This is a genomic window from Paraburkholderia sp. PAMB 6770 (genome assembly GCF_057748135.1).
Genome location: NZ_CM173238.1, coordinates 767,879 through 794,296, shown reverse-complemented (window position 1 = coordinate 794,296; position 26,418 = coordinate 767,879). Strand labels below are relative to the sequence as shown.

Genomic DNA, 26,418 nt, shown 5'->3' with positions numbered 1-26,418 from the left:
TTCAGACCTGTCCGATGGCTTCGGCCCCGGCTAGCCCGTAAGGTCGTAAGGCTCGGCGCGACACACCTGCGCCTCATCCCGATACGACCATGGACCACGCATTCGCCCTCCGTTTCTTCGCCATCCTGCTCGCGGTGTCTTGCCTTGCGCTGGTGCCGCTCTTCGTCCGTCGCGATCCGGCGCCGGCGCGCCACATCGTGCGCATCGAGGCGCTGCCGCCCGCCGCCTGGCCGGGCATCGCCACGCGCATCGGCACCGTCGCACTGCTGGGCTCGTTCGTGCTGCTGGTGGGCACCTGCTATCTGCTGATCGCCGGCTAGCGTCAACGCATCATCCCGGCTCGCGCACGTCGGCAGACGGCGCAGGGCGGGTGCAGCCCGCCTGTCGCCCTCGCTTTCGCCTTCGCCCTCGCCCTCGCCCGCCCTCCATCCCCCCGCCACCCCGCCACCCCGCTCGCCCGCCGATCCGGTGTCCGGCGCGCATCTTGCTGCACAATGCGGATGTATCCTTGAAGCCCGCGCGACGCCGCCGCGCGTTTCGCCAACCGGAATGTCATCCGCATGAAGTTCACGTTACCGCCGCATGGCCGGCCCAACCGCGTGTATCCGCCCGGCGGACCGACGCTGCACGGGCTCGCGTCCGTCATTACCGGGGTGGTCGTCGTCTGCGGGCTCTATTTCGCGCGCGAGGTGCTGATTCCGATCACGCTGTCGGTGCTGCTCAGCTTCCTGCTCGCGCCGCTCGTTGCGACGTTGCGGCGTCTGCGCATGGGACAGTTGCCGTCGATCTTCATCGCAGTGTTCTTCGCGCTGGCGGTGGTGCTCGGCACAGGCACGCTGATCGGCGCGCAGATCGTCCAGCTCGCTTCCGATCTGCCGCAATACCAGGTGGCGATCGAGCGCAAGGTGCGCACCGTGCAGGAGAAAACCGTCGGCCGCGCGGACATGCTGCTCGGGCGCGCGGCGCTCACGCTGCAGAAGGTCGCGCCGTCGCGGCCGGCCGCGCCGCGCGGCTACGGCCGCGCGAGCCGCAACGCGCCGCCGGCACCGATGCCGGTCGAGGTGCACACGCCGGCGCTCACGCCGCTGGAGCTCGCGCAACGTGCGTTCGCGCCGATCGTGCGGCCGCTCGAAACGACCTTCATCGTGCTGGTGGTCACGATCTTCATCCTGCTGCAGCGCGAAGACCTTCGCGACCGGCTGATCAGCCTGTTCGGCTCGCGCGACCTGCACCGCACAACCACCGCGATCAACGATGCCGCGAGCCGGCTGAGCCGCTATTTCGTCGCGCAACTGGCGCTGAACGCGGGCGTGGGGGCGGTGCTGGCAATCGGCCTTGCCGGCATCGGCGTGCCGGGTGCGCTGCTGTTCGGCGTCGTCGCGGCGCTGCTGCGTTTCGTGCCCTACATCGGCATCTGGATTGCGGCGCTGCTCGCCGTGTGCCTCGCGGCCGCGATCCAGCCGCAATGGACGATGGCCGTCTGGACGCTGATCCTGTTCATGGCCGTCGACGTGATCGCAGGCCAGGTGGTCGAGCCGCTGGTGTACGGCCGCCAGTCGGGGCTGTCGCCGCTCGCGGTGGTCGTCGCGGCGATCTTCTGGAGCTGGCTGTGGGGGCCGATCGGGCTCGTGCTGTCGACGCCGCTCACGTTGTGTCTCGTCACGCTCGGCCGCTACGCCGACCGGCTCAACTTCCTGACGATCCTGCTCGGCGACCAGCCCGCGCTCACGCCCGCGCAGACGTTCTATCAGCGCCTGCTCGCCGACGACCCGCACGAGGCGATCGTGCAGGCCGACCGGCTGCTCGGCGAAATGTCCGTGACGGACTACTACGACCGCGTCGCGCTCGAAGGCCTGCAGCTCGCGCGCAACGACGCGCTGCGCGGCGTGCTGACCGCCGAGCAGCTGGCGCGCTTCAACGAAGCGGTGATCGACATCATCGAAAATCTCGAAGCCGCCGAGGGCATGCCGGAGCCCGACGCGCAGCCGGACGGTCACGCCACCAACGCCGGCGCCGCCGCGCAAACGGCACAGCCGGCGCCGCAGACGGCGCAAACGCCCACCGTGCTGTGCATCTCCGGGCGCGGCGCGTTCGACGAAGTGGCCACGGCAATCGCAACGCAATTGCTCGCGCGGCGGCAGATTCCCGTCGTGACGACCACCTACGAGCAGTTCCGCAGCGAGGGCGAGCGGACGGGCGGCCAGGGCCGCGCGCCGATCGTCTGCGTGGTTTCGCTCGATACCGCCGATTCGCCGCCGTATCTGCGCAACCTGTTGCGCCGGATCCGCCGGCAACCGGTGCCCACGGCGGTGATCGTCGGGCCCGGTATGCCGCCGGACACGGACGCCGAAGCCGGCAGCAACGACACGCTGCGCGCGACCGCCACGTTCCGCGAACTGGTCGCGCAGTGCCGTGCCGCCACGCTCGCCGCTGCTGCGGCGCCTGTCGCTGCCACTGCGGCGCCTGTCGCTGCTGCGCGAGACGATGCCCCGCGACCGCCGTCTGTTGCGACGCCGCTCGCCGCATCGCCGGCAACCCGCAACGTTTGACGACGCGTAACGAACCCTCGCAGCGGACCCGCGTAACGAACCCTCGTAACGAACCCTTGCAGCGGGCCCTCGCAGCGCCCCACAGCGAACGCGCGAAAGCCGCCCGAGCGCCGGTGCAACCGCGCGTCCGCTACTACAATAGCGCAGCTCTCACCCTTCCGGCGCCCCGCGATGCAGCCTCTGAAATACCTCAGCGCCTACCCGGCCACGCTCCAGGACAAGGTCCGCCGGCTGATCGCCGAACAGCAACTGGGCGACTACCTGGCGAGCCGCTATCCACGCCGTCACGCGGTGCAGACGGATCGCGCGCTATACGACTATTGCGCGGAACTACGCCGGGAATTCCTGCGCAGCGGACCGGCAATCGACAAGGTGGTCTATGACAGCAAGCTCGACGTGCTGCGCCACGCGCTCGGCCTGCACTCGACGATCTCGCGCGTGCAGGGCAGCCGGCTGAAGGCGAAAAAGGAAATCCGCATTGCGTCGCTGTTCAAGGATTGCGCGCCCGAATTCCTGCAGATGATCGTCGTGCACGAACTCGCGCATCTGAAGGAAAGCGAACACAACAAGGCGTTCTACCGCCTGTGCGAGTTCATGCAGCCGGGCTACCACCAGACCGAATTCGACCTGCGGCTCTATCTCACGCATCGCGACCTGATGCGCGCGCCGGCCGGCCGCACGGCTGCGCCCGACTAGCCGGATCGCGCAACGCGGCCTCGCGCGCGCTCATTGCAGGCGGCAAAACGCGCCGGTCTGCACGTCGATCCATAACATGCGGCCCGCCGACCCGTGGCTATAGACGAACGCGCGCGCCGCGCGCTGGCTGCCGAGCAGACCGAGCACCGCCCGCAGCGTGTGGCGACCCCGGTAGCGCAACGAGCGCGCCGAGTCGCCGCTGCCGGTAACGATCATGATCGGATTGATGCGAACCTTCTGTGCAATCAGTTCGGGCGATGCGACGAACATGACGAGAGCCTCCTGCGGTGAGCTGACTTCGTGGATATCGTCGGCGTACGCGCGGGTTTGAGGTTCTGGAAGGGGCGGTAAGGCGGCGGGGCAATCCGGCGGTCGCCGGTGGCGGCGATGGCCCCCCCACGAGGAATCGAACCTCGATTTCAGGTTTAGAAGACCCGTGTTCTATCCGTTGAACTATGGGGAGGCGAGGCGCTCATTTTAACCGACGCCGCGTCCGCCAGCCCGCGCCGGGCGGGCCCGGGCTGACGCGGGTGCGAGCAAGGGCGCCGATTATAACCGATCGGGCAGCGGCTACCAGGTAACGAGCCGGGTAACAAGCCAGGTAACAAGCCCGGCAACGAACCGGGCAACGAGCCTGGGGGGGAAACCGGTCAGACCGGCGGCTGCGCGTGCATCATGAACCAGCCGAGGCACACGAGGCCGGCGAGCACGCAATAGACGCCGAAGCCCGCGAGCCGGCCCCGCCCCTCGAAATAGCGCATCAGGAAGCGCACGCTCAGATAGGCTGCGATCGCCGTCAATACGCCGCCCACGAACGCGTTCAGCAACTGGTCCGGCGCGTGAAGCAGCTTGGGCAGTTCGAGCACGCCCGCCGCGAAGATGATCGGCGTGCCGAGGAGGAACGAAAATTCGGCCGACGTCGCGGTCGTCAGACCGGCCGCGTAGCCGGCGATCATCGTGAGGCCGCTGCGCGAAAAACCCGGAATCAGCGCGCCCACCTGTGCCAGCCCGACGAGGAACGCCTGGCGGAACGTCAGCTTCTCCGGCGCGCGGTGCCGGTACGCGCGCGCGCGCTGCAGCCGGTCGCCGAACCACAGCAGGATGCCGTTGACGATCAGCGCGAGCGCGACGATGCGCAGGTCGTGGAACAGCCGTTCGAGATGCTTTTCCAGCAGCAGGCCGACCAGCCCCGCCGGAATCGTGCCGATGATCAGCGCCCACATCATGTGGCCGTCGTCGTTGCGGCGGCCGCCGAGCGACGCGAAAAAGCCGCCGATCAGCGCGATCCAGCGCGCACGGAAATACCATAGCAGCGCGAGCGCCGTGCCGAGGTGCAGCGCGACCAGAAACGGCAATAACTGCGGCGCGTGTTCGTCGATATGCATGCCGAACAGTGCGGGAACCAGCAGCGTATGACCGAGACTGCTGACCGGAAACAGCTCCGTGACGCCCTGCAACACGCTCAGAAAAAACAGAAACGACAAATTCACGCGGCAGTCCTCCTGGTAAATGAAAATTCGGGTAACGGCGCGCCGCTGGACGGCATGCAGCGGGCGCCGAAGCGTCCCCATTATGCCTGGCCGCCTCGCGAGCGCCAAGCCGGCACGACCGGCCCGGGGCCATTTTGACGCATTGCGGCATGAGACCGCAACGAACTCGCGCAGACCGGCCGCCTGCGGGCAAGCGGCCGCCCTTGCGCGGTTGCGCGGTTGCGCGGTTGCGCGGTTGCGCGGTTGCGCGGTTGCGCCCGATAGTACGCAATGATGCCCGAAGGTTTCTTAGCCCCGCCTTATGCGCTGCCGGGCAAGCGCTCGTGCGTCGCCGGCGACGTGGACAGGAACATGGACGGCCGCCGGGCCCGCCGGGCAACGGGCGAACGCGAAGTATACGCCCCCATCGCGGCCGCGCTGCGCGCACCGCGCCTGCCCGAAGCGAGCGGGGAAAACGGAAGGAGAGAGACGAAGCGGAAGCGGGACCGGACGCCGCTCAGCGTCCGATCTGATAGAAAAAGTACGCGGTGCTGCCCGTGAAGATGGCGAACAGCGTCAGGCTCATTGCCATCGCGATATCCATGCGGCCCTCCGGATCGGTACGAGTCCGGCACCCAGGGAACGGCCGGACAACCCGCGCATTATCGGCAAGCCCATCCGTCGCGCGAACCCGCAATTTCCCCACAAGGGTTTCCCCGTAACGCAAAGCGGCGCACAATCGGCGTCGCGCCGCCATGCGGCGCGACGAACCTCCGCTTTCACACTGACCGCTCCCCTATGGCCCAATTCCAGCATCAGGACATTATCGAGATCCAGCACGGCGCGTCGCTGCTGCGCTTCGCTGCGCAAGCAGGCGGCCGGCTGCTGTCGTGGCACATCGACGGCGAACCGGTGATCCATTGGCCCGACGTCGCCGACTGGAGCCGGCCCGCCGGCATCCGCGGCGGCAATCCGCTGCTGTTCCCGTTTCTCGGCCGGCATCGCGTCGATGGCGTGATCGGCCGCTGGCGCGACGCGCACGGCACCGTACGCGATCTGCCGATGCACGGCTTCGCGCGCGACCTCCCGTTCTCGGCGCAGGTGGAACCGGCCACCGCCGACGCCGGCCCCACGGTGCGCATGACCCTGACCGACAGCGACGCGACGCGCGCCGGCTACCCGTTCGGCTTTCGCTTCGAAGCCGTGTACCAGCTCGCCGGCGACCACGTGCTCGACGTCGCGCTCACGACCCGCAATACGGGCAGCGCACCGCTGCCCTACTACGCGGGCCATCATTTCTATTTCGCGCTGCCGCATGCGCAGCGCGGCGAGACCGTGCTCGAACTGCCGCCGACGACACGCCGCGAGCAGCGCGCAGACGGCTCGATCAGCGCCCCCGAGCCCGGCGCGCCGCGCTACACGCTCGACGAGGCGCGCATCCACGACCGCTTCCACTGCCTCGACGGCGTGCCCGGACAACCGGTACGGCTGCTCGCACCGGGCCTGAACCGCGCGATCACGATCGACCTGCGACGCCCGGGCTCGGTGCCCTGGTACGCCGTGACGACCTGGACCGAAGCCGCCGAATCGGATTTCTACTGCGTCGAGCCGTGGCTCGGTCTGCCCGACGCGATCCATAACGGCCTGGGCCTGCGCTGGCTCGATGCCGGGCAGAGCGAAACCGCCGCGCTGCGCATCGGCGTCGGCGCACTGCGCGACGCGGGCTGAAGCCGCACGGGCGCGCCAGACAGCATGACTGCGACGGCGCGCGTCCCCCGGTGCGCCAAGCCACGCGGGATCGCCGGCTAGCGCGCGGCGCGCGATCGCGTGTCGCATCCGGGCGGCACGCCCGGGGACGCGGCGCGCAGCGCAAAACCGTTAGAATCGCTGCTTTTGCTCATGCCAGTCTGCCGCGCGTCCCTCATTGGCGCGGCAGCGTTTCGCGGGGTCCGATAGTGGGAAAAAGAACAATCCGGCGACTCGTCTGCGCGTCGTTGCTCGCCATGCTCGCCGCGTGCGGAACCGCACCGGTCGGCCCGGGGTTTTACCGCGTGCAGCGCGGCGATACGCTCACGAAGATCGCCCGCGATAACGGCGAGTCCGTCGGCAACCTCGTGCGCTGGAACAGCATCACGAATCCGAATGACATCGACGTCGGCCGCGTGCTGCGCGTCGCACCGCCGGGACGCAGCGCGTCCCCCGCGGAGCGCACCGCGCGCGTCACCGGACGCAGCGCGTCGCCGGCCGCCTCCGCGCCGCGCAGCGTACCCGAGGAAGCGGCGCCGACGGCCGCGCCGGCGTCGTCGATCTCGCTCGTCTGGCCCGCAAGCGGCCCGGTGATCCAGCGCTTCAACGGCTCGACCTCGAAGGGCATCGACATCGCCGGCACGGCCGGCGCGCCGGTCGTCGCTGCCGCTGCGGGCACGGTCGTCTACGCGGGCAACGGCCTGCGCGGCTACGGCAACCTGCTGATCATCAAGCACAACGCCGACTACCTGAGCGCCTACGCGCACAACCGCGTGCTGCTCGTGAAGGAAGGCCAGCACGTACAGCAGGGCCAGAAAATCGCCGAAATGGGCGACACCGACGCGGACCGCGTGATGCTGCACTTCGAGCTGCGCTACCAGGGCCGCTCGATCGACCCGTCCCGCGCGCTGCCGCCGCGCTAGGCCGGGGGTGGCGCGCGGCGCGCAGGCGTCCGTGCACGTGCGCCGCCACGCGCCAGAAAAAAAGCCCGGCACAGCGGCCGGGCTAACGGGGGTTCGGCGCATATCGGCAAAGGACCGGTTCACCATGCGCCAAAACGGAATCTATCAACCCGAACCTGCGCGGGCAATCAATTAATTTGAGAAAAAATGTGACGAGACGCACGGAGTCCGCATTCCGTGAATCCGAAATCCGCCGGCAACGCTTTAAATCACTTCGCAATTAATGGAGAAAACCTCCAGAAAGGTCCCGGCGCGGCATTCCGTAAAACCGACAAATATCTGTTTTTAAATGATATTTTTCATATTCCGCGAGATCGCACAGTGCATCTCCCGCACGGAAGCAGGGGGCACGCTCAAACGCACCGTAGGATTATTGTAATTTAGATCACTTAGTGCGCGAGCGCACTCTCCATTACCCTGGTATACGGCGATCCGCGTATCGCCGGCTATTCTTCATATCGTTATATTGTTAGATCTGCTTTACAATTTGCGAGTTAAAATATCCGCAAAATGGGTTAAGCACAAGTGTTATCCGGACGCATGACGCGAGCAGATCCGGCATCCGGCGGGCGTCCTCGGGTGCCGATCGCGTGCTGCGTCCATGGTTTATAGTAACGGCCCGCCCGTCTGTCAGACCGTCCGATCCGATGACCTCCAACGAAGCTCCCTCCGACCCGCTCTATTCGTCACTGTTTGCGCAAACCGCGCAGATCGGCTGGAAGGAACTCGAGCGATTCTTTGCGCGCGGCGTGCTGCTGCACGTGGCGCGCGACCTCGATCTCGTGAGCGTCGCCGAAGCAATCGCCAGGGACGATACCGCGCAGGTCGCGCAATGGCTGTCCTCCGGCCTCGTCGAACGTGTGCAGGCAGCCACGGCGGCCGACTATGCCGCGCGCGACCCGGCATTGTGGGCGGTCGTCGTTTCGCCGTGGGTGTGCGTGCAGGAACGCGCTTGAGCCACCCCGCCCAGGCCGACGCCCGGCCCGGCGAGGCCGGTGAGGCCGATGAGATGGCGGGCGCGGCGCTGCCGCGGCACTGGCATCGGCGCGTGCTGCGCCTCGCTTTTCCGATCGTTCTTGCGAACCTCACGCAGCCGCTGCTGAGCGCGGTCGACACGGCCGTCGCCGGACATCTGGCGAGCCCGGCCTATCTTGGCGGCGTCGCACTCGGCGGACTCTTTTTCAACTTCGTGTTCTGGGGTTTCGGTTTCCTGAGGATGGGCACGACCGGCCTCGTCGCGCAGTCATGGGGAGCGGGCGACCACGCCGCGTTGCGCGCGAATCTGGCGCGCGCGCTGCTCCTCGCGCTCGCGATAGGCATGGCCGTGCTGTTGCTGCAGGCGCCGCTGATCGCGTATGCCCTGCGCCTGACCGGCGGCAGCGCCGCGGTCCAGCAGCACGCCCAGACGTATTGCCACGCGCGCATCTGGGCGGCGCCGTTCGCGCTCGCCAACTACGTCGTGCTCGGCTGGCTGCTCGGCACGCAGCGCTTGCGGCTCGCGCTCGTTACCCAGATATTCATCAACGGCGTCAACATTGCTGCCGTGCTGCTCTACGTGTATGCATTTCACTGGGGCATCGCCGGAATCGGGGCCGCGACGGCGAGCGCCGACCTGCTCGGCAGCGGACTGGGCGCGCTACTCCTGTGGCAAGGCCGGCCGCGCGGGCTGCCGCCGCTCAGCCGCGCGACCCTCGCCGATGGCGCCGCGCTCCGGCACCTCGTCGCGCTGAACCGCGACATCTTCATCCGCACGCTGTGCCTGCTGTCGTCGTACGCGTGGTTCGCGCACCTGGGCGCGCGCGAGGGCGATATTACGCTCGCGGCCAACGCGCTGCTGCTCAATTTCCAGACCTTCATGTCGTACGGTCTCGACGGCTTTGCCCATGCTGCCGAAGCGCTGGTCGGCGCGGCGATCGGCGCTCGCGATCGCCACGCGTTCCGGCTCGCTGTGCGCGTCACACTGTTCTGGGCGGTACTCGGTGCATGCGGATTCGCGCTGACCTATTGGAGCGCCGGTGGATGGATCATCGGACGCCTCACCGATCAGGCCGCCATCCGGTCGGCTGCCGACACCTATCTGCCGTGGGCGGCGCTATCGCCGCTGGTCTGCGTCTGGGGCTTCCTGCTCGACGGCGTGTTCATCGGCGCGACCCGCACGCGGGAGCTGAGAGTGTCGATGGGGTGGTCGTTCGCCGTGTTCGTCGCGGTGTCGTGCGGGTTGCTCGCGCGGCTCGGCAACCACGGGCTATGGGCGGCGCTCCTCGTTTTCATGGCGGTGCGCGGCGTGACGCTGATGCGCGTGCTGCCGAGGATCACCCGGGGGATCACGCAGGGGATTGCGCCGGCTAGCGCATGAGCGACGCCTGAAGGACGCCTGCGGAACGCAGTCCGATCCGGTTACGGTTTGAAACAGCCGCATACAAATGGCGCGGGCAGCCGGCCATAGAATGAAGCCAGCCTGTGCGTATCGCGCGAACAATGCGCGCGGGTCAGAGACGCCGGCGTGCCCGCGCCGGTGTCTCGCCTCCACCGAAGTGCCGGCATCGGCGCCGCGCGCGAACGATGACGCGCGTTTGGCCCGGCGTATGGCGTCGCGTGGCGCCTGGGCCATGTGCGTGCGGTGACGTGCGGTGACGCGCGGCGCGGCATCCATCACGCTTCCCCCCTCCCCCCGCACGCGCGGCTGGATTACTATGTACGGCATGGCTGCAATCGCCAAAGGAGGCTGCCATGAATGCGGAATCGATCGCGGGGTTTGTCGGACTCGGTGTTGGCCTGCTCGTGCTACTGGGGCTGTCGATTTTCGAATCGCGCTCCTATCGGCGTGAGCACGGTGGCGAAGGCATGATGCACCACTGGTTAGCCGAGCATCATATGCTCGACTGGATGCATCGAAGGCACTGAGTCTCCTCGCGCCCGCTTCCGCGCGGCGAATCTTGGCGCACGGAAGCGGGCGGAGCGGTCGCCGCTGCGTCGCAGGACGATAAGCGGCGGGTGCGTTGCGCGCAAATGCTGCGATGGGCGGCGCTTTGCCCAAGTGGGTGCGTGGGCATCGCATGGCGTTGCTGCGCGGCGGTTCGCGGCGGTTCGTAGGCTGCTGTGCGGTTACGTCTTGCGGTTTCATCTACGTCCCTGACCGCTTCCGCCAACCACGCTTGCGCGGGGCGGGTGCGCGCGCCCTGCAGGCTCATCGACCCGCCCGTCCCTTCACGCGCCGCTCGCCGCCATACCTGCAGCAGCCGCATCGCGCGCGCCCGATTTGCATTGACGGTGATAGATCGAAGCAGATACAATCGTCGATTCCTCGGAGCGTAGCGCAGCCTGGTAGCGCATCTGATTTGGGATCAGAGGGTCGTAGGTTCGAATCCTATCGCTCCGACCACGATGCAAAAGGGGGTTACAGCGCTGGATGCACTGTAACCCCTTGTCGTATGCGCCGACCGCCGCGCCCTGCGCGCGGCTACCCGAAGTGAAGCCCGCACCCTCAACGCTTCGGCCCGCTCAGATCGTACAGGCACCGGCGCCGCTCGAAGTCGCCAATTACCCGCTGGCGCAGTCGTTCGCGCCGGTAGTGCCCGACCGCAAACACCAGCGCGATCAGCATTACCACCGAGCCGAACGCAATGCCCACCACCGTCGTATCCATCACGGCCTCGTGTCGGATCGTGCAGCCATTCGATGTCACCGCGTACGCCGCTCATTGACGCGGCCCGTCACGCATCACGGGGATGCGTGCCCACACCGTATCAACGCGCGAAGTGCTCGACCGGCACCGAGTACGAACTCGCGGCCGCTCCGCCCGTCGCAACCCCTGCCTGCGACGACCCGTTACTACCCGAACCGTAGCCCGTGGTTTCCGCCTTCGCAGGCTGCTCCGCGGCCACGCGCGCTTCCGCAGCCTGAATGTTGTCCGGATAGTGCATCCAGTCCATCGGGTTATAACCGGCCTTCTCGACCTGGACAAGCTGCTCGCGCACCTGCGCACGCGTGAGCGGCTCGTTCGACTGTGCAAACGCCGCCAGCGGCGCGGTAATCAGTGCAGCAATAACGATAGCTTCAAGATACGATTTCATGATGACGACCTCCGAAGATTGTTTTATCTGGTGCCACAACCGCCCGGTTGCGCAGCCGACATACGCAGTCTAGGCGGACAGATGACCAGGGTAAACCCTTGCATTACGAAAACACTGTTGCCGGATCCAGCACAATCCGGAATGTGAGCGTGCATCGATCCGCGGCTTGCGGGCCGGTGCGCCCGCGTGCGACAGTCACTTCAGCGACGGCGCCACCGGGGGCGCCGCCCCGTCCCGGAGGCGCGCGATGAACCTGATCCTGTGGCGGCATGCGGAAGCGGAAGACCTCGCGGCGTCCGACCTCGCCCGTCCGTTGACCCCGCATGGCCGCAAGCAGGCCCAGCAGGTCGCACGGTGGCTGCGGGCGCGACTGGACGACGACGCCGTGATCCTCGCCAGCCCCGCCGCGCGCACGGTCCAGACCGCCGGGTATCTGGGCGCCGGCTATCGCGTGGTCCCCGAACTCGCCCCCGGCGCCCGCGTGGACGCCGTGCTCGCTGCCGCCGGCTGGCCGCAGGGGCTGGCCTCCACGGTCGTGATCGTCGGCCATCAACCCACGCTCGGGCACGTCGTGGCGCGCCTGCTTGCCGCCAGCAACGCCAGCTGGACGCTGAAGAAAGCCGGGCTATGGTGGCTCGCCAGCCGCGAGCGCGACGGCGACGCGCAGGTCGTCCTGCGCGCGGCGATCAGCCCCGAACTCGTCTGAAGGGCGCGGCGGTCAGCTTACGGATGGGCAACAACCAGGCTTACTGACTGTCATCCAGAGGTCATCGCATTGCCATCCAGGCGTCATTGGCGATTACTACATTGGCGGGATCGCGAACTCCATCCTCGACGAGGAACGCCACATGTCCGATCCGACGACGTCTTCCCTGCCCTTCGCTTCGCCCGTCGAGACACGCCGCCGTCTGCCGCGTGCCGAGGAAACGATCACCGCGCAGCACCGTCTGCAGGTGGCGTGGGCCCGGACCGACGAAGAGCTGCGCGAAGCACAGCGCCTGCGCTTTCGCGTGTTCGCAGAGGAGATGGGCGCCCGCCTGAGCGGCCCGGCGGGCCTCGACGTCGATCCGTTCGACGCGTACTGCGATCACCTGCTGGTGCGCGATCTCGACACGCTGCAAGTGGTCGGCACCTATCGCGCGCTGCCGCCGCATCAGGCCGCGCGCCTCGGGCGCCTCTATGCGGAGAGCGAATTCGACATCTCGCGCCTCACGCACCTGCGCGCGAAAATGGTCGAAGTGGGCCGCTCGTGCGTCCATCCCGACTACCGCCACGGCGCGGTCATCATGTCGCTCTGGGGCGGCCTGGCGTCGTACATGCTGCACAACGGCTACGAGACAATGCTCGGCTGCGCGAGCGTCGCGATGGCCGACGGCGGCCACTACGCGGCGAATCTGTACGAGGCGCTGCGCGCCACGGCGTCGACCGCGCCCGAATATCGCGCGTTCCCGCATACGCCGCTGCCCGTCGACGAACTGCGCACCGGCGTGCGCGCCGCGCCGCCGCCGCTCGTGAAGGGGTATCTGCGGCTCGGTGCGAAAATCTGCGGCGCGCCCGCATGGGATCCCGACTTCAATACTGCCGATTTCCTGACGCTGCTGCGCCTCTCGGAGATCAATGCGCGTTACGCGCGCCACTTTCTCGGCGACGCGCTGCACGCCTGAACGCGTGCCTGAACGCGCGCCTGAACCCGTGGCTAAGGCGAGCGCCGGCCGGCGCCCGCTGCCGGATTGCTCAGTCGTCCGTATAAACGACGCGATACGGCATGCCGACCTTGCCCCACTCCGCGGCTTCCTGGCTCATGCTGTAGTCCGTGAGCGGATTGTTCGCGACCCAGTCGTTCGGCAAACGGACCTCGTAGCCGCCGTTGACCCGCCCGACCGCGATGCGCGGCAACCCGACGTCGGCCCGGCGCCGGCACAGCAGCGCCGCTAACCGCAGACAGAACAGCAGCGGCCATTCGACATCGCGCGTCTGCGACAGCTTGCCGAGCTTGCCCGCATGACCGAGCACGAGCGCGGCGAGGCGCGCCTGATCGGTCCGCGAAAAACCCGGCATGTCCGCATTGCTCGCGATATACGCGGAATGCTTGTGATACGCGCTGTGCGAGATCGACAAGCCGATCTCGTGCAGCGAAGCTGCCCAGCCGAGAAACATCCGGTTCTCGACGCGACGCTCCGCATCGCCTTCGTTCAGCTGGTCGTAGAAGTTCGCCGCCAGTTCCGCGATACGCCCGGCCTGCGCGCGGTCGACGCCATAGCGGCGCATGAAGCCTTCGACCGTCACGGTGCGCATGTCCTCGTGCTGCGAGCGTCCGAGCAGGTCGTACAGCACGCCGAGGCGCAGCGCGCCGTCGGTGGTATCGACGTAGTCGATGCCGAGCTCCTCGAACACCGCGAGCATGATCGACAGCCCGCCGGCCAGCACCGGCACGCGGTCCGGCTTGAGCGCGACGAGCTTCAGCCGGTTGACGTTTTCCGCCTTGATCAGCGCGCGCTTCAGACGTTCGAGCCCGCCGCGCGAAATGCCGTGTGTGACACCCGCATCGTTCAGGCCGTTCGCCTCGACCAGTTCCGCAAGCGCGCGGGCCGTGCCCGACGAGCCGATCGCCTGGTCCCAGCCGGTCTTGCGATAGTCCTGCGAGATGATCTGGATTTCGCGGCTCGCCGCGAGCTGCGCCTGGCGCATCGTGTATTCGTCCACGTTGCCGGCCGGGAAGAACGCGCGGCTATGACTCACGCAGCCGATATACAGGCTCTCCATCTTGATCGGCGTGTAGTGCGAGCCGATGATGAATTCGGTCGACCCGCCGCCGATATCGACGACGAAGCGCTTGCCCGGACTCGCCGGCACCGAATGCGCGGCGCCCGCGTAGATGAGGCGCGCTTCCTCGCGCCCGGCGATCACTTCGATCGGAAAACCGAGCGCCGCCTGCGCCTCGACGAGAAACTCGCCCGCGTTCTTCGCGACACGCAGCGTATTGGTCGCCACCGCGCGGACGTGATCCGGATGGAAGTCGCGCAGCCGTTCGCCGAAACGCTTCAGCGCGTTCCAGCCGCGCACCTGCGACGCCCGGTCGAGCATCTTGTCCGGCGACAGGCCCGCGGCGAGCCGCACGGATTCGCGCAGCGCATCGACCTGGTAGATCTGGCTGCCGGCATCCGTTTCCTCGACACGCCCGACGATCAGACGGAAGCTGTTCGAGCCGAGATCGACGGCGGCAAGCAGATGTGGAGTAGTGACCATCGCGTGTGCTGACCCCATGCGCGCATGCGGCACGACCGGCCCGGTCGCCGCGTTGTTCAAATTGGCCATTTTAAGCGCACCGGACTTCACGGTGTCACCTCGACTGGAGTGGCAGGCTTCAATGGTCCCATGCAGACTGCGTCATCTTTACGACACGTACTTGAATTGGCGTAAAATTTATGACACTTCGAGTGTCATAAGAACGTCATCATACTGTGAGAATTTCCGAGCGTCTTTACACGTCTTCACCTGACATTCCTGCCGCTGAAACGATGTCCACCCGCTACCCTCTCCTGAATCGCGAACTGGGCATCCTGGGGTTCAACGAGCGCGTGCTCGCGCAAGCCGCCGACCCGGCCGTGCCGCTGCTCGAGCGGCTGCGCTTCATCTGCATCACCAGCAGCAATCTCGACGAATTCTTCGAAGTCCGCATGGCCGGACTGCAGGAGCAGATGCGCGACAATCCGGGCGCGCTCGCGCCCGACGGCATGTCGCTGCAGCATGTCTACGACCTCGTGGTCGAACGCGCGCAGAAGCTCGTGCATCGCCAGTACCGGATGCTGCACGATACGGTGCTGCCCGCGCTCGAACAGGAAGGCATCTATTTTCACGGCACGGAAGCGTGGAACGACGCGCAAACCGAATGGGCGCGTCATTACTTCTTCAACGAACTGCTGCCGGTGCTGACGCCGATCGGCCTCGACCCCGCCCATCCGTTTCCGCGCGTGCTGAACAAAAGCCTGAACTTTGTGGTCGAGCTCGAAGGCAAGGATGCGTTCGGCCGCCAGGCGCTGATGGGCATCGTGCAGGCGCCGCGCGCGCTGCCGCGCCTCGTGCGCATGCCGCAGGACCTGTCGGGCTATCCGCACGGATTCGTGCTGCTGAGTTCGCTGCTGCAGCGTTTTGTCGGGGAGCTGTTTCCGAACCTGCACGTGCGCGGCTGCAACCAGTTCCGCATCACGCGCAATAGCGAGCTGTTCGTCGACGAGGACGAAATCACCAATCTGCGCGTCGCGCTGCAAGGCGAATTGCCCGCGCGGCACCTGGGCAACGCGGTGCGCCTCGAAGTCTCGGCCGATACGCCGCGGCATCTGGTGCAGCGCCTGCTCGACGAAAGCGGCCTCGTCGCGCAGGACTGCTATTTCGTCAACGGCCCGGTCAACCTCGTGCGACTGATGCAGTTGCCGGAGATGGTCGACCGGCCCGATCTGAAATTTGTCCCGCATATTCCGGCCATTTCGCCGCAGATCGCCAACAGCACCAACCTGTTCGATGCGATCGATCAGGGCGACGTGCTGCTGCATCACCCCTACGAGAGCTTCCAGCCGGTGCTGGAGCTGCTGCTGCAGGCCGCGAAAGACCCGAACGTGATGGCGATCAAGCAGACCATCTATCGCACCGGCACCGATTCGCCGCTGATGGATGCGCTGATGCAGGCCGCGCGCAACGGCAAGGAAGTGACGGTCGTCGTCGAGCTGCTGGCGCGCTTCGACGAGGAAACGAATATCAACTGGGCCGCGCAGCTCGAAGCAGTCGGCGCGCACGTCGTGTACGGCGTGGTGGGCCACAAGTGCCATGCGAAGATGATGCTGATCGTGCGGCGCGTGTCCGAGCACGGCAAGATGGTGCTCAAGCGCTACGCGCATCTGGGTACCGGCAACTATCACCCGCGGACCGCGCGCCTGTACACGGACTTCGGCCTGATGACGTCCGACCAGAAGATCTGCGAGGACGTGCACCATGTGTTCCAGCAGCTGACCGGCATCGGCGGCGAGATCCGGCTGCACGAACTGTGGCAGTCGCCGTTCACGCTGCATCCGAAGCTGATCGAAGCGATCCGCGCCGAAGCGGTGCACGCGCGCGCGGGCCGGAAGGCGCGCATCGTCGCGAAGATGAACGCGCTGCTCGAACCGACGGTGATCGCCGAACTGTACGAGGCGTCGCAGGCCGGCGTGAAGATCGATCTGATCGTGCGCGGCGTGTGCTCGCTGCAGCCGGGCGTGCCGGGCCTCTCCGAGAACATCACGGTGCGCTCGATCGTGGGCCGCTTTCTCGAACACCACCGGATTTTCTACTTCTACGACGGCGGCAACGAAAACATCTACCTGTCGAGCGCCGACTGGATGGATCGCAACTTCTTCCGGCGCGTCGAAGTCGCTTTTCCGATCACGAACCGCCGCCTGAAGCGCCGCGTGATCGCGGAAGGCCTGTCGGCCTTTCTCGGCGACAACACGTCAGCGTGGCTGATGCAAAGCGATGGCCACTATCGCCGGCGTCGCCCGGGCAAGGCGTCGCGCAACGCGCAGTTGAGCCTGCTCGGCAAGTTCTGCCCCTGAGCCGAGCCCTGAGCGGCCGGTCGCGCGGCCCGGCAAAGCGCCGCGCGCCACGCGCCGTTACGCCAGCGTCGGCTGGCGCCGGGCGCTGCGAAACGCCGGGAACCTCACGGTGAACGTGCTGCCGCGTCCCTCTTCGCTGGTCACGTCGAGTTGCGCGTCGTGGCGCTGCAGCACGTGCTTGACGATCGCCAGACCGAGCCCGGTGCCGCCGGTATCGCGCGAACGGCTGCGGTCGACGCGGTAGAAGCGCTCGGTCAGCCGCGGAATGTCGGCGGCCGGAATGCCGAGGCCGCTGTCGGCGACCGCGAACACCGCACAGTGGTCCTTCATCTGCCACGTCACGTGGATCCTGCCGCCATCCGGCGTATAGCGGATCGCGTTCGTGACGAGATTGCCGAGCGCGCTCAGCACCTCCGTTTCGACGCCGGTGACGGTCACGCTCTCGTCCACGTCGAAACCGATCTGGTGATGATCGCCCGACAGGTTCATCGCGTCATCGCGCAGGTGCCGCAGCACCGCGCGCATGTCGATCATCTGGTCGCTCGGCGGGCGGTTGTCGCCCTCGAGCTTCGCGAGCGTCAACAGGTCGTTGACGATATGCCGCATCCGCGAGGCCTGCTGCTCCATCAGTTCGAGATAGCGGGCGCGCTCGTCTTCGCCGAGCGGCAGTTCGCGCATCGTTTCGAGAAAGCCCGACAGCACGGTGAGCGGCGTCTTCAGTTCGTGGGACACGTTGGCGACGAAATCGCGGCGCATTGCATCCGTGCGTTCCAGCTCGGTGATGTCCTGCGACAGCACGAGCTTGCGGTTTTCGCCGTACGGAAACACCTGCACCGACAACACGTTCTGGCGCTTCTCGCCCATCCCGCGCATGATCAGCATCTCTTCGTAGCGATGCGAGTTCAGATAGCGCACGAACTCCGGACGGCGCACCAGATGCGTGATGTGCTGCCGCAGATCGCGCTTCGCATCCAGTCCGAAATGCGCTTCGGAGATCGCGTTGCACCACTCGATCTGATCGTGATCGTCGAGCATCGCCACGCCGTTCGGCGACGCCTGGATCGCCTGGATGAAACGCGAATGCTGTTGCTCGACCTGGCGCACCTGTGCGTGCCAGCGCTTCGCGAGCTTGTGCAGCCGGTAATAGATTTCGCCCCAGATGCCCGGTGCGCTCGGCACTTCGCCATACACGGGGGCATCGAGCAGGCGCCACAGACGCTGCTTGTGAAAGGTGCCGAACAGGCTCTGCGCGAGCAGCACGACGACCGCGACGATCAGTGCGGCGTCGACGTTGACGATCACGCCGAGCGCCACGCACAGAACGGCCAGCAGCACCATCGACACCAGGGAGCGGGTCCAGATGATGTTCATGTTCCTGCGATCGAAGAGAGAGTCACGCGCGCCGGGCGGCGCGGGTGAACGATACGGGTGCTCGCTTCCCGCGCCGGCGGCGGGTGGCGGGCGATGCCCGACGCCCGCCAGGCAGGCAGGCTCAGGCGCTTTTCGCGAGCCGGTAGCCGCTGCCCCGCACCGTTTCAATCATAGCATCGCAGCCCGCCGGCTTGAGTGCGGCCCGCAGACGCTTGATATGCACGTCGACCGTCCGCTCCTCGACGAACACGTGATCGCCCCACACCTGATCGAGCAGTTGCGTGCGGCTGTGCACCCGCTCCGGGTGGGTCATGAAGAAGTGCAGCAGACGGAATTCCGTCGGGCCGAGATCGAGCTTGATCTCGCTGCCCTGCGCGTGCGCGGCGACCCGGTGCGTCGCGGGATCGAGCTTCAGACCGTTGATCGCGACCACGTCCTCGGTCAGCTGCGGCGCGCGACGGCGCAGCACCGCCTTGATGCGCGCCATCAGTTCCTTCGGCGAAAACGGCTTGGTCACATAGTCGTCCGCGCCGATCTCGAGGCCGAGCACCTTGTCCTGCTCGTCGCCGCGCGCGGTCAGCATGATGATCGGGATGTGCTTCGTGCGTTCGTTGTTGCGCAGTTCGCGCGCGAACGCGATGCCGGACTTGCCCGGCAGCATCCAGTCGAGCAGCACGAGGTCGGGAAGCACGTCGCTGATCAGGTTCTGCGCCTGCTCCGCGTTGTAGGCGCGGATCGGGCAGTGCCCCGCATGCTGAAGATTGACCGAAATCAGCTCGGAAATAGCGGGTTCATCTTCGATGACGAGAATGCTGCTAGGCATCGGCACCTCTTGACCTTTTTTGCTGGAGTTAACTGAGGGCTTCGCGCTCGAGCGCGTCGCGCGACTTGTGCCGCACGTCGGTGCCCTTGACGATGTAGATGATGAACTCCGCGATGTTCTTCGCGTGATCGCCGATCCGCTCGATCGCCTTGGCGATGAACAGGAAGTCGAGCCCGACCGAAATCGAGCGCGGATCTTCGGTCATGTAGGACACCAGCTTGCGCACGAACGCACGGAATTCCTCGTCGATCGCCTTGTCGTCGCGCACGATCTGCGCGGCGGCCACCGTATCGAGGCGTGCGAACGCATCGAGCGCGCGGCGCAGGATCGACACGGCCATCTCGCCGGACAGCTTGATCTCGGCGATGTTGATCGTGCGCGAGGCGCCGTCTTCCATCAGACGCCGGGTGCGCTTGGCGATCTTTTCGGCTTCGTCGCCGGCGCGCTCGAGATTGGTGATCGTCTTCGAGATCGCGAGCAGCAGGCGCAGATCGCGTGCGGCGGGCTGCCGGCGCGCGATGATGTTGCTGCACTCCTCGTCGATGTCGACTTCCATCGCGTTCAGGCGGTCCTCGGCGGCGATCACGTCGTCGCACAGCGCGAGGTCGAATTCGTTGAGGGCCTGCATCGCCTTGACGATCTGCGACTCGACGAGACCGCCCATTTCGAGGACCTTCGACGAGACCTGGTTCAGGTCGGCGTCGAACTGGCTGGAGAGGTGCTTATCGGACATGAGGTACTCCGTCTGGTTGTGCGCGCAACGAGGCTCAGCCGAAGCGGCCCGTGATGTAATCCTCGGTTTCCTTGCGGACCGGCTTGATGAAGATCTTTTCGGTGTCGCCGAACTCGATCAGTTCGCCGAGGTACATGTAGGCCGTGTAGTCCGAGCAGCGCGCCGCCTGCTGCATGTTGTGCGTGACGATCACTACCGTATAGTCGTTCTTCAGCTCGGCGATCAGTTCCTCGATGCGGCCTGTCGAAATCGGGTCGAGCGCCGAGCACGGTTCGTCGAGCAGCAGCACTTCGGGACGGATCGCAATGCCGCGCGCGATGCACAGGCGCTGCTGCTGGCCGCCGGACAGGCCATAGCCGCTTTGCTGCAGTTTGTCCTTCACTTCGTTCCACAGCGCCGCCTTCGTGAGCGCCCATTCGACGCGGTCGTCCATCTCCGAGCGCGTCAACGTCTCGAACATCTTCACGCCGAACGCGATGTTGTCGTAGATCGACATCGGAAACGGCGTCGGCTTCTGGAACACCATGCCGACGCGCGCGCGCAGCAGCGATATGTCCTGCCGCGAGGTCAGCAGGTTTTCGCCGTCCATCAGGATCTCGCCTTCGGCGCGCTGCTCCGGATAGAGCGCGAACATCTTGTTGAAGGTGCGCAGCAGCGTCGACTTGCCGCAGCCCGACGGTCCGATGAACGCCGTCACCTTGCCTTCCGGAATCTCGAGATTGATGTTCTTCAGCGCGTGGTACTTGCCGTAGAAGAAGTTCAGGTTCTTCACGTGGATCTTCGGCTGCGCCACAGCCTGCGCGCGCCCGCTCTGCGCGGGATCGAAGCCGGCGGGGACGGCCGGCGGCACGGTCGGCGGCACAAGCGGATTGAGTTGGGTTTCGGCCATATTCATCGGATCGCTCCGCCGTTACTTTTTTGAAAAGATCGAACGCGCGAGGATGTTCAGTCCGAGCACGCCGAGCGTAATCAGGAACACACCCGCCCAGGCAAGCGACTGCCATTGCGTGAACGGACTCATCGCAAACTGGTAGATGGTGACCGGCAGGTTCGCCATCGGCTCGTTCAGGTTCCACGAGAAGAACTGGTTCGACATCGCGGTGAACAGCAGCGGCGCGGTTTCACCGGCAATCCGCGCGACCGCGAGCAGCACGCCGGTCGTAATGCCGGCAATCGACGCCTTCAGCGTGATCGACAGCACCATGCGCCACTTCGGCGTGCCGAGCGCAAATGCCGCCTCGCGCAGCGCGTTCGGCACGAGCTTGAGCATGTTCTCGGTCGTGCGGATGACGATCGGAATCTGCAGCAGCGCGAGCGACACCACCCCGGCCCAGCCGCTGAAATGGCCAAGCTGCGCGACCATCAGCGCATACACGAACAGGCCCACGACGATCGACGGCGCGGACAGCAGGATGTCGTTGATGAAGCGCGTGATGCGCGCAAGCCAGCCTTTTTGCCCGTACTCCGCCAGGTACACGCCGGCGAGGATGCCGATCGGCGTGCCAACGGCGGTCGCCAGCACGATCATCATCAGGCTGCCGACGATCGCATTCTGCAAACCGCCGCCATCGGTATTCGGCGGCGGCGTCGATTGCGTGAACAACTGCACCGACAGCCCGCCCACGCCGAGTTGCACGGTCGTGTACAGGATCCAGACCAGCCACAGCAGCCCGAATGCCATCGCCGCCAGCGACAGCGTCAGCGCGACCGCATTGGTCACGCGGCGGCGGCTTTGCAGCCGCTTGCGCATTCCGTCGAGCACGCCGCGGTCGTCCGGACCGGGCAGGTTCAGCGTGGGCTCGCTCATCGCGCACCCTCCCCTTTCTCGAGGCGCAGCAGCATCAGTTTCGAAATCGCCAGCACGATAAACGTAATCACGAACAGGATCAGGCCGAGCTCCATCAGCGCGGACGTATGCAGACCGGGCGACGCCTCCGCGAACTCGTTCGCGAGCGCGGACGTGATGCTGTTGCCGGGCGAAAACAGCGAAGGACTGCTGAGCAGATTGGTATTGCCGATCACGAACGTCACCGCCATCGTTTCGCCGAGCGCGCGGCCCAACCCGAGCATCACGCCGCCGATCACGCCGCTCTTCGTGAACGGCAGCACGATCCGCCACATCACTTCCCAGGTCGTGCAGCCGATGCCGTATGCCGACTCCTTCAGCAGCACCGGCGTGACCTCGAACACGTCGCGCATCACCGACGAGATGTACGGGATGATCATGATCGCGAGAATCACCCCCGCGCACAGGATGCCGATGCCGATCGGCGGCCCCTTGAAGAGCGCGCCGACGAACGGAATACTGCCGAGCACGTCGCCGAGCGGCTTTTCGAACCACGTCGCGAAGATCGGCGAGAAAACGAGCAGGCCCCACATGCCGTAGACAATCGACGGAATCGCGGCAAGCAGTTCGATCGCGATGCCGAGCGGGCGACGCAGCCACAGCGGCGCGAGTTCGGTCAGGAAGAGCGCAATGCCGAAGCTCACCGGCACCGCGATCACGAGCGCGATCAGCGACGTCGCGAGCGTACCGTAGATCGGCACCAGCGCGCCGTATTTGTCGCTGGGCGGATCCCAGTCGGCGGTCCACAGGAAGCTCAGGCCAAAGTGCCTGATTGTCGGCATCGACGCGTAGACCAGCGATACGATGATGCCGCCGAGCAGCAGCAACGTCACGATCGCCGCGAGGCGCGTGAGGCTGCCGAAGACAATGTCGCCGAGCGCGCTGGGCGCTTTCTGTTGCGACGCATTGCCCGGGGGCGTCGACCCGGCCGCGCCGGGATCGAGAAAAATGTCGGACATGGAAGCCTGGTACCTGTATCCGTATCCCGCACGACACAATGCCGTGCGGGCAGTGCCCTGGCCGCCCGGCCTGAAAACAGACCGGGCGGCGTGCTACCGTTGCGCGAGGACGCTCACTCGGCGATCGGCTTGCCCGACGCGTCCTTGATCTTCGCCTTCCACTGCGAACGGATCTCGGAAACCACCGATTGCGGCAGCGAGATGTAGTCGAGATCGTCCGCGGCCTGCGAACCGTTCTTGAATGCCCAGTCGAAGAACTTCAGCGTTTCCGTGCCCTGCGCGCTCTTGTCCTGCGTCGTGTGCAGCAGCACGAAGGTTGCGCCGACCACCGGCCACGCGGTCTTGCCCGGCTCGTTCGTGAGGATCTGGTAGAACGACTTCGACCAGTCCGCGCCCGCTGCAGCGGCCTTGAACGTGCTCGTTTCCGGCTCGACAACCGCACCCGATGCATTCTTCATCGCAGTGTAGGTCATGTGGTTCTGCTTCGCGTACGCCCACTCGACATAACCGATCGCGCCCGGCAGCCGCTGCACGAACGCCGCGACACCGTCGTTGCCCTTGCCGCCGGTGCCCGTCGGCCAGGCAACCGTGGTGCCTTCACCGATCTTCGCCTTCCATTCCGGGTTCACCTTCGACAGGTAGTCGGTCCAGATGAACGTCGTGCCCGAGCCGTCCGCGCGGCGCACCACGGCGATGTCCGTATCCGGCAGCTTGATCTTCGGGTTCAGCGCGGCGATCGCCGGGTCGTTCCACTTCGTGATCTTGCCCAGATAGATGTTGCCCAGCACTTCACCCGACAGCACGAGCTGACCCGGCTTCACGCCCGGCAGGTTGATCGCCGGCACCACGCCGCCGACCACGGTCGGGAACTGGAAGAGGCCGTCCTTCGCGAGCTGGTCGTCCTTCAGCGGAGCGTCCGAGCCCGCGAAATCGACCGTCTTGGCCTGAATCTGCTTGATGCCGCCTGCCGAACCGATGCCCTGATAGTTGACCTTGCCGCCGCCCGACTTCTGGTAGGCCGCTGCCCATTTCGTATAGATGGGAGCTGCGAAGGTGCTGCCCGCGCCGGTGATGTCGGTGGCTTGCGCCGTGATGGCGAAAAGCGCGCCAGCGATGCCAGCGAACGCGGTTTGCATCAGTTTCATGAGACCTCCATTCTTGTGGTGTGAGCGTGTGAGCGTTTGGACAACACCGCGAAGAATAGGGCCGCTTTGTGACAGTAACGTGACGAATCGTTAAGTTGCCGTGACAGTAGCATTACTGCGCCGAAAGGATCGGCGGCGGGCCGACGGACGCCGCCCGCCGGCCCGGCTTACGCCGTTGCCTGCCTCACGACATGCGCGATGGTCTCCGCGTGATGCCGCGCGTCGTCCACCCGTCGGGCCTCGACCATCACCCGCAACACCGGCTCGGTGCCGGACGCGCGGATCAGCACGCGGCCATGGCCGGCGAGCGCCGCCTCGGCCGCTCCCACCGCAGCCCGGATCGCTTCGCTGCCCTTCCAGTCGGCGCCGGGCTGCATCCGCACATTGATCAGCTTCTGCGGGAACAGCGTGATGCCGTCGAGCAGGCTCGCGAGCGACTGGCCGCTGCGCTTGAGTGCGGCCAGCACCAGCAGCGACGACACGATGCCGTCCCCGGTGGAATGCCGGTCGAGCGACAGGATATGGCCCGAACCTTCCGCGCCGAGCTGCCAGCCGCGTTCGCGCAGCTGTTCGAGCACGTAGCGGTCGCCCACCGCCGCGCGCACGAACTGCACGCCGGCGCGCTGCAGCGCAACCTCGACCGCCATGTTGGTCATCAGCGTACCGACCGCCCCTTCGACTTCGCCCTCGGTGGCGATCCGGTCCTTGACGAGCACATAGAGCAGTTCGTCGCCGTTGTACAGCCGGCCGGCCGCGTCGACGACCTGCAGGCGGTCCGCGTCGCCGTCGAGCGCGATGCCGAGATCCGCGTGATTGGCGCGCACCGCGCGCACGAGCGCATCGGGCGCGGTTGCGCCGACCCCGTCGTTGATGTTGAAGCCGTTCGGCGCGACGCCGATCGGAATCACGTCGGCGCCGAGTTCGTGGAACACGTGCGGCGCGATGTGATACGCCGCGCCGTGCGCGCAATCGACCACCAGTTTCATGCCGCGCAGATCGAACGCGGCAGGAAACGTGCTCTTGCAGAACTCGATATAGCGCCCGGCCGCGTCGTCGAGACGGCGGGCCTTGCCAAGCTGCTCCGATGCGGCGCAGGCAAGCGGCTGATCGAGCTGGGCTTCGATTTCGAACTCGACGTCGTCCGGCAACTTGTCCCCGTCGGCCGAAAAGAACTTGATTCCGTTGTCGTAATACGGATTGTGCGATGCGCTGATCACGACGCCGGCGGCAAGCCGCAGCGCCCGCGTCAGATAGGCGATACCGGGCGTCGGCATCGGGCCGGCGAGCATCACGTCGACGCCCGCCGCCGAGAAACCGGCTTCGAGCGCGGCCTCCAGCATGTAGCCCGACACCCGGGTGTCCTTTCCGATCAGGACAGTCGGACGCTGAGCGCTGTTGCGCCAGCGATCGCCGCCGGCGAGCACCTTGCCGGCCGCATAGCCGAGCCGCAGTACAAAGTCCGGCGTGATCGGCGCATCGCCGACCTTGCCGCGTATCCCATCCGTACCAAAGTAACGACGCGTCATCGTGTTGTGTTCCCTCTTTTTGAACGATCAGCGACGCACGGCTTCGCGCGTCGCCGACCAGACCTTCAGTGCATCGACGGTCGGTGCGACGTCATGCACGCGCAAAATGGCGGCCCCGCGCTCCGCCGCGCACACCGCGGCCGCGACGCTCGCCGCGACGCGCGCCGACGCCGCCCGCCCGGTGACTGCGCCGAGCATCGATTTGCGCGACATCCCCGCGAGCACCGGATACGGCGGAGTGGCCTGCGGCGCGGTCTCGCGCAGGTGGGCCAGCAGTGCGTAATTATGCTCGACCACCGCCTTGCCGAAGCCAAACCCGGGGTCGACACAGATGCGCCGTCTGGCGATCCCCGCCGCCGTCAGCGCGACGGCGCGCGCCGACAGAAAGGCGCGCACCTCGGCGACGACATCGTCGTACAGCGGCTCGCCAATCTGCATCGTTTGCGGCTCGCCGAGCATATGCATCACACATAAGCCGCACGTACTGTCGCGTACGGCATCGATCGCGCCGGGCATCCGGAAACCCCAGATGTCGTTGATCAGATCGGCTCCCGCCGCGAGCGCCGCGCGCATCACGTCGGGCTTGTAGGTATCGATGGACAGCGGCACCCCGGCATCGCGCAATTGCTCGACGAGCGGGATCACGCGTGCAAGTTCTTCGTCGAGCGGCACCGGCGGTGCGCCTGGACGCGTCGATTCGCCGCCGATGTCGAGGATGTCGGCACCCTCGCCGATCATCTGCTCCGCATGGCGCAGCGCATCGTCACGCATCGCGAACTGGCCGCCGTCGGAAAACGAATCCGGCGTGATGTTCAGAATGCCCATTACCAGCGGGCGTTCGAAATGGAGGGTGAAACGACCGCATTGAAGCGGCCCGGGGACGGGATGAAGCGGCGTGGCAGACATCGACACTCGACAGACTATTCAGATGAACACAT

25 protein-coding genes and 2 tRNA genes are annotated in these 26,418 nt (G+C 66.3%); 12 read left to right on the top strand and 15 right to left on the bottom strand.

Annotated elements, in window-relative coordinates; all coding sequences use genetic code 11:
• The first annotated feature begins 89 nt into the window (after nt 1-89).
• The 3 genes from AC3AP7_RS03800 (at nt 90) to AC3AP7_RS03790 (ending at nt 3,245) form a co-directional block, all read left to right on the top strand.
• A complete protein-coding gene (locus AC3AP7_RS03800) occupies nt 90-320 on the top strand; it encodes a hypothetical protein (RefSeq protein WP_475765416.1) in 231 nt (76 codons plus the stop codon).
• 240 nt (nt 321-560) lie between these two features.
• Nucleotides 561-2,549 (top strand): AI-2E family transporter, encoded by a 1,989-nt coding sequence (locus tag AC3AP7_RS03795; protein ID WP_475765418.1) that lies wholly within the window; start codon nt 561-563, stop codon nt 2,547-2,549.
• A 171-nt stretch (nt 2,550-2,720) separates the two neighbouring features.
• Complete coding sequence (locus AC3AP7_RS03790) at nt 2,721-3,245, top strand: YgjP-like metallopeptidase domain-containing protein (protein WP_475765419.1); 525 nt, start codon at nt 2,721-2,723, stop codon at nt 3,243-3,245.
• Between the two features lie 30 nt (nt 3,246-3,275).
• Here the strand turns inward: AC3AP7_RS03790 and AC3AP7_RS03785 are convergent, their stop codons facing one another.
• The 3 genes from AC3AP7_RS03785 to AC3AP7_RS03775 all read right to left on the bottom strand — a co-directional run bounded on the left by AC3AP7_RS03785 (nt 3,276) and on the right by AC3AP7_RS03775 (nt 4,735).
• A complete protein-coding gene (locus AC3AP7_RS03785) occupies nt 3,276-3,515 on the bottom strand; it encodes a hypothetical protein (RefSeq protein ID WP_475765421.1) in 240 nt (79 codons plus the stop codon).
• A gap of 118 nt (nt 3,516-3,633) precedes the next feature.
• Nucleotides 3,634-3,708 (bottom strand) — tRNA-Arg (locus AC3AP7_RS03780).
• A gap of 187 nt (nt 3,709-3,895) precedes the next feature.
• Nucleotides 3,896-4,735, bottom strand: a complete 840-nt coding sequence (locus AC3AP7_RS03775) for an undecaprenyl-diphosphate phosphatase (RefSeq protein ID WP_475765423.1) — start codon at nt 4,733-4,735, stop codon at nt 3,896-3,898.
• Between the two features lie 777 nt (nt 4,736-5,512).
• Here AC3AP7_RS03775 and AC3AP7_RS03770 point away from each other — a divergent pair.
• The 6 genes from AC3AP7_RS03770 to AC3AP7_RS03745 all read left to right on the top strand — a co-directional run bounded on the left by AC3AP7_RS03770 (nt 5,513) and on the right by AC3AP7_RS03745 (nt 10,804).
• A complete protein-coding gene (locus AC3AP7_RS03770) occupies nt 5,513-6,442 on the top strand; it encodes an aldose epimerase family protein (protein ID WP_475765425.1) in 930 nt (309 codons plus the stop codon).
• A 275-nt stretch (nt 6,443-6,717) separates the two neighbouring features.
• Nucleotides 6,718-7,383 carry a peptidoglycan DD-metalloendopeptidase family protein gene (locus AC3AP7_RS03765; RefSeq protein ID WP_475767799.1) on the top strand — a complete coding sequence of 222 codons (666 nt, stop codon included), beginning with the start codon at nt 6,718-6,720 and terminating at the stop codon, nt 7,381-7,383.
• 686 nt (nt 7,384-8,069) lie between these two features.
• Entirely contained in the window at nt 8,070-8,378 is a 309-nt protein-coding gene (locus AC3AP7_RS03760; RefSeq protein ID WP_475765427.1) for a DUF2288 domain-containing protein, read from the top strand.
• Between the two features lie 53 nt (nt 8,379-8,431).
• Entirely contained in the window at nt 8,432-9,778 is a 1,347-nt protein-coding gene (locus AC3AP7_RS03755; RefSeq protein WP_475767801.1) for an MATE family efflux transporter, read from the top strand.
• Between the two features lie 374 nt (nt 9,779-10,152).
• Nucleotides 10,153-10,326, top strand: coding sequence for a hypothetical protein (locus tag AC3AP7_RS03750; protein WP_475765429.1), 174 nt, complete (start codon nt 10,153-10,155; stop codon nt 10,324-10,326).
• A 401-nt stretch (nt 10,327-10,727) separates the two neighbouring features.
• A tRNA-Pro gene (locus AC3AP7_RS03745) sits at nt 10,728-10,804 on the top strand.
• A gap of 102 nt (nt 10,805-10,906) precedes the next feature.
• Here the strand turns inward: AC3AP7_RS03745 and AC3AP7_RS03740 are convergent.
• On the bottom strand, nt 10,907-11,068 hold the full coding sequence (locus tag AC3AP7_RS03740) for a hypothetical protein (RefSeq protein ID WP_475765432.1): 162 nt from the start codon (nt 11,066-11,068) through the stop codon (nt 10,907-10,909).
• 100 nt (nt 11,069-11,168) lie between these two features.
• Entirely contained in the window at nt 11,169-11,495 is a 327-nt protein-coding gene (locus AC3AP7_RS03735) for a DUF4148 domain-containing protein (protein WP_475765434.1), read from the bottom strand.
• A gap of 247 nt (nt 11,496-11,742) precedes the next feature.
• On the opposite strand from AC3AP7_RS03735, the gene AC3AP7_RS03730 reads away from it, so the two are divergent.
• Nucleotides 11,743-12,201, top strand: a complete 459-nt coding sequence (locus AC3AP7_RS03730; RefSeq protein ID WP_475765437.1) for a SixA phosphatase family protein — start codon at nt 11,743-11,745, stop codon at nt 12,199-12,201.
• Between the two features lie 142 nt (nt 12,202-12,343).
• Entirely contained in the window at nt 12,344-13,159 is an 816-nt protein-coding gene (locus AC3AP7_RS03725) for a GNAT family N-acetyltransferase (RefSeq protein ID WP_475765439.1), read from the top strand.
• Between the two features lie 70 nt (nt 13,160-13,229).
• On the opposite strand, the gene ppx is transcribed toward AC3AP7_RS03725, so the two are convergent.
• The gene (ppx, locus tag AC3AP7_RS03720) at nt 13,230-14,810 is read right to left on the bottom strand and encodes an exopolyphosphatase (protein WP_475767803.1); all 1,581 of its coding nucleotides are present in this window, start codon (nt 14,808-14,810) and stop codon (nt 13,230-13,232) included.
• A 203-nt stretch (nt 14,811-15,013) separates the two neighbouring features.
• Between ppx and ppk1 the strand changes: the two genes are divergently transcribed.
• On the top strand, nt 15,014-17,077 hold the full coding sequence (gene ppk1 / locus AC3AP7_RS03715; protein ID WP_475765441.1) for a polyphosphate kinase 1: 2,064 nt from the start codon (nt 15,014-15,016) through the stop codon (nt 17,075-17,077).
• A 57-nt stretch (nt 17,078-17,134) separates the two neighbouring features.
• On the opposite strand, the gene phoR is transcribed toward ppk1, so the two are convergent.
• From phoR to folP, 9 genes are all read right to left on the bottom strand, one after another.
• On the bottom strand, nt 17,135-18,448 hold the full coding sequence (gene phoR, locus AC3AP7_RS03710; RefSeq protein ID WP_475765443.1) for a phosphate regulon sensor histidine kinase PhoR: 1,314 nt from the start codon (nt 18,446-18,448) through the stop codon (nt 17,135-17,137).
• 121 nt (nt 18,449-18,569) lie between these two features.
• Complete coding sequence (phoB, locus tag AC3AP7_RS03705) at nt 18,570-19,271, bottom strand: phosphate regulon transcriptional regulator PhoB (RefSeq protein ID WP_475765446.1); 702 nt, start codon at nt 19,269-19,271, stop codon at nt 18,570-18,572.
• Between the two features lie 28 nt (nt 19,272-19,299).
• Nucleotides 19,300-20,004: a phosphate signaling complex protein PhoU gene (gene phoU, locus AC3AP7_RS03700; RefSeq protein ID WP_475765448.1), complete on the bottom strand. Its 705-nt coding sequence runs from the start codon at nt 20,002-20,004 to the stop codon at nt 19,300-19,302.
• 34 nt (nt 20,005-20,038) lie between these two features.
• Entirely contained in the window at nt 20,039-20,899 is an 861-nt protein-coding gene (gene pstB / locus AC3AP7_RS03695; protein WP_475765451.1) for a phosphate ABC transporter ATP-binding protein PstB, read from the bottom strand.
• A gap of 15 nt (nt 20,900-20,914) precedes the next feature.
• Nucleotides 20,915-21,811 carry a phosphate ABC transporter permease PstA gene (gene pstA / locus AC3AP7_RS03690; RefSeq protein WP_475765453.1) on the bottom strand — a complete coding sequence of 299 codons (897 nt, stop codon included), beginning with the start codon at nt 21,809-21,811 and terminating at the stop codon, nt 20,915-20,917.
• Nucleotides 21,808-22,809, bottom strand: coding sequence for a phosphate ABC transporter permease PstC (pstC, locus tag AC3AP7_RS03685; protein ID WP_475765455.1), 1,002 nt, complete (start codon nt 22,807-22,809; stop codon nt 21,808-21,810). The genes pstA and pstC overlap by 4 nt, the downstream gene beginning before the upstream one ends.
• Nucleotides 22,810-22,922: 113 nt before the next feature.
• The gene (gene pstS, locus AC3AP7_RS03680) at nt 22,923-23,954 is read right to left on the bottom strand and encodes a phosphate ABC transporter substrate-binding protein PstS (protein WP_475765457.1); all 1,032 of its coding nucleotides are present in this window, start codon (nt 23,952-23,954) and stop codon (nt 22,923-22,925) included.
• A 167-nt stretch (nt 23,955-24,121) separates the two neighbouring features.
• Entirely contained in the window at nt 24,122-25,480 is a 1,359-nt protein-coding gene (gene glmM / locus AC3AP7_RS03675) for a phosphoglucosamine mutase (RefSeq protein ID WP_475765459.1), read from the bottom strand.
• A gap of 27 nt (nt 25,481-25,507) precedes the next feature.
• Nucleotides 25,508-26,386 (bottom strand): dihydropteroate synthase, encoded by an 879-nt coding sequence (gene folP / locus AC3AP7_RS03670; RefSeq protein WP_475765461.1) that lies wholly within the window; start codon nt 26,384-26,386, stop codon nt 25,508-25,510.
• Nucleotides 26,387-26,418 lie beyond the last annotated feature (32 nt).

Bases quoted from the DNA above. Each gene is read 5' to 3' on its own strand.
- AC3AP7_RS03800 (WP_475765416.1), top strand. From the start codon at position 90: ATGGACCACGCATTCGCCCTCCGTTTCTTCGCCATCCTGCTCGCGGTG.
- AC3AP7_RS03795 (WP_475765418.1), top strand. From the start codon at position 561: ATGAAGTTCACGTTACCGCCGCATGGCCGGCCCAACCGCGTGTATCCG.
- AC3AP7_RS03790 (WP_475765419.1), top strand. From the start codon at position 2,721: ATGCAGCCTCTGAAATACCTCAGCGCCTACCCGGCCACGCTCCAGGAC.
- AC3AP7_RS03785 (WP_475765421.1), bottom strand. From the start codon at position 3,515: ATGTTCGTCGCATCGCCCGAACTGATTGCACAGAAGGTTCGCATCAAT.
- AC3AP7_RS03770 (WP_475765425.1), top strand. From the start codon at position 5,513: ATGGCCCAATTCCAGCATCAGGACATTATCGAGATCCAGCACGGCGCG.
- AC3AP7_RS03765 (WP_475767799.1), top strand. From the start codon at position 6,718: ATGCTCGCCGCGTGCGGAACCGCACCGGTCGGCCCGGGGTTTTACCGC.
- AC3AP7_RS03760 (WP_475765427.1), top strand. From the start codon at position 8,070: ATGACCTCCAACGAAGCTCCCTCCGACCCGCTCTATTCGTCACTGTTT.
- AC3AP7_RS03755 (WP_475767801.1), top strand. From the start codon at position 8,432: ATGGCGGGCGCGGCGCTGCCGCGGCACTGGCATCGGCGCGTGCTGCGC.
- AC3AP7_RS03750 (WP_475765429.1), top strand. From the start codon at position 10,153: ATGAATGCGGAATCGATCGCGGGGTTTGTCGGACTCGGTGTTGGCCTG.
- AC3AP7_RS03740 (WP_475765432.1), bottom strand. From the start codon at position 11,068: ATGGATACGACGGTGGTGGGCATTGCGTTCGGCTCGGTGGTAATGCTG.
- AC3AP7_RS03735 (WP_475765434.1), bottom strand. From the start codon at position 11,495: ATGAAATCGTATCTTGAAGCTATCGTTATTGCTGCACTGATTACCGCG.
- AC3AP7_RS03730 (WP_475765437.1), top strand. From the start codon at position 11,743: ATGAACCTGATCCTGTGGCGGCATGCGGAAGCGGAAGACCTCGCGGCG.
- AC3AP7_RS03725 (WP_475765439.1), top strand. From the start codon at position 12,344: ATGTCCGATCCGACGACGTCTTCCCTGCCCTTCGCTTCGCCCGTCGAG.
- ppx (WP_475767803.1), bottom strand. From the start codon at position 14,810: ATGGCCAATTTGAACAACGCGGCGACCGGGCCGGTCGTGCCGCATGCG.
- ppk1 (WP_475765441.1), top strand. From the start codon at position 15,014: ATGTCCACCCGCTACCCTCTCCTGAATCGCGAACTGGGCATCCTGGGG.
- phoR (WP_475765443.1), bottom strand. From the start codon at position 18,448: ATGAACATCATCTGGACCCGCTCCCTGGTGTCGATGGTGCTGCTGGCC.
- phoB (WP_475765446.1), bottom strand. From the start codon at position 19,271: ATGCCTAGCAGCATTCTCGTCATCGAAGATGAACCCGCTATTTCCGAG.
- phoU (WP_475765448.1), bottom strand. From the start codon at position 20,004: ATGTCCGATAAGCACCTCTCCAGCCAGTTCGACGCCGACCTGAACCAG.
- pstB (WP_475765451.1), bottom strand. From the start codon at position 20,899: ATGAATATGGCCGAAACCCAACTCAATCCGCTTGTGCCGCCGACCGTG.
- pstA (WP_475765453.1), bottom strand. From the start codon at position 21,811: ATGAGCGAGCCCACGCTGAACCTGCCCGGTCCGGACGACCGCGGCGTG.
- pstC (WP_475765455.1), bottom strand. From the start codon at position 22,809: ATGTCCGACATTTTTCTCGATCCCGGCGCGGCCGGGTCGACGCCCCCG.
- pstS (WP_475765457.1), bottom strand. From the start codon at position 23,954: ATGAAACTGATGCAAACCGCGTTCGCTGGCATCGCTGGCGCGCTTTTC.
- glmM (WP_475765459.1), bottom strand. From the start codon at position 25,480: ATGACGCGTCGTTACTTTGGTACGGATGGGATACGCGGCAAGGTCGGC.
- folP (WP_475765461.1), bottom strand. From the start codon at position 26,386: ATGTCTGCCACGCCGCTTCATCCCGTCCCCGGGCCGCTTCAATGCGGT.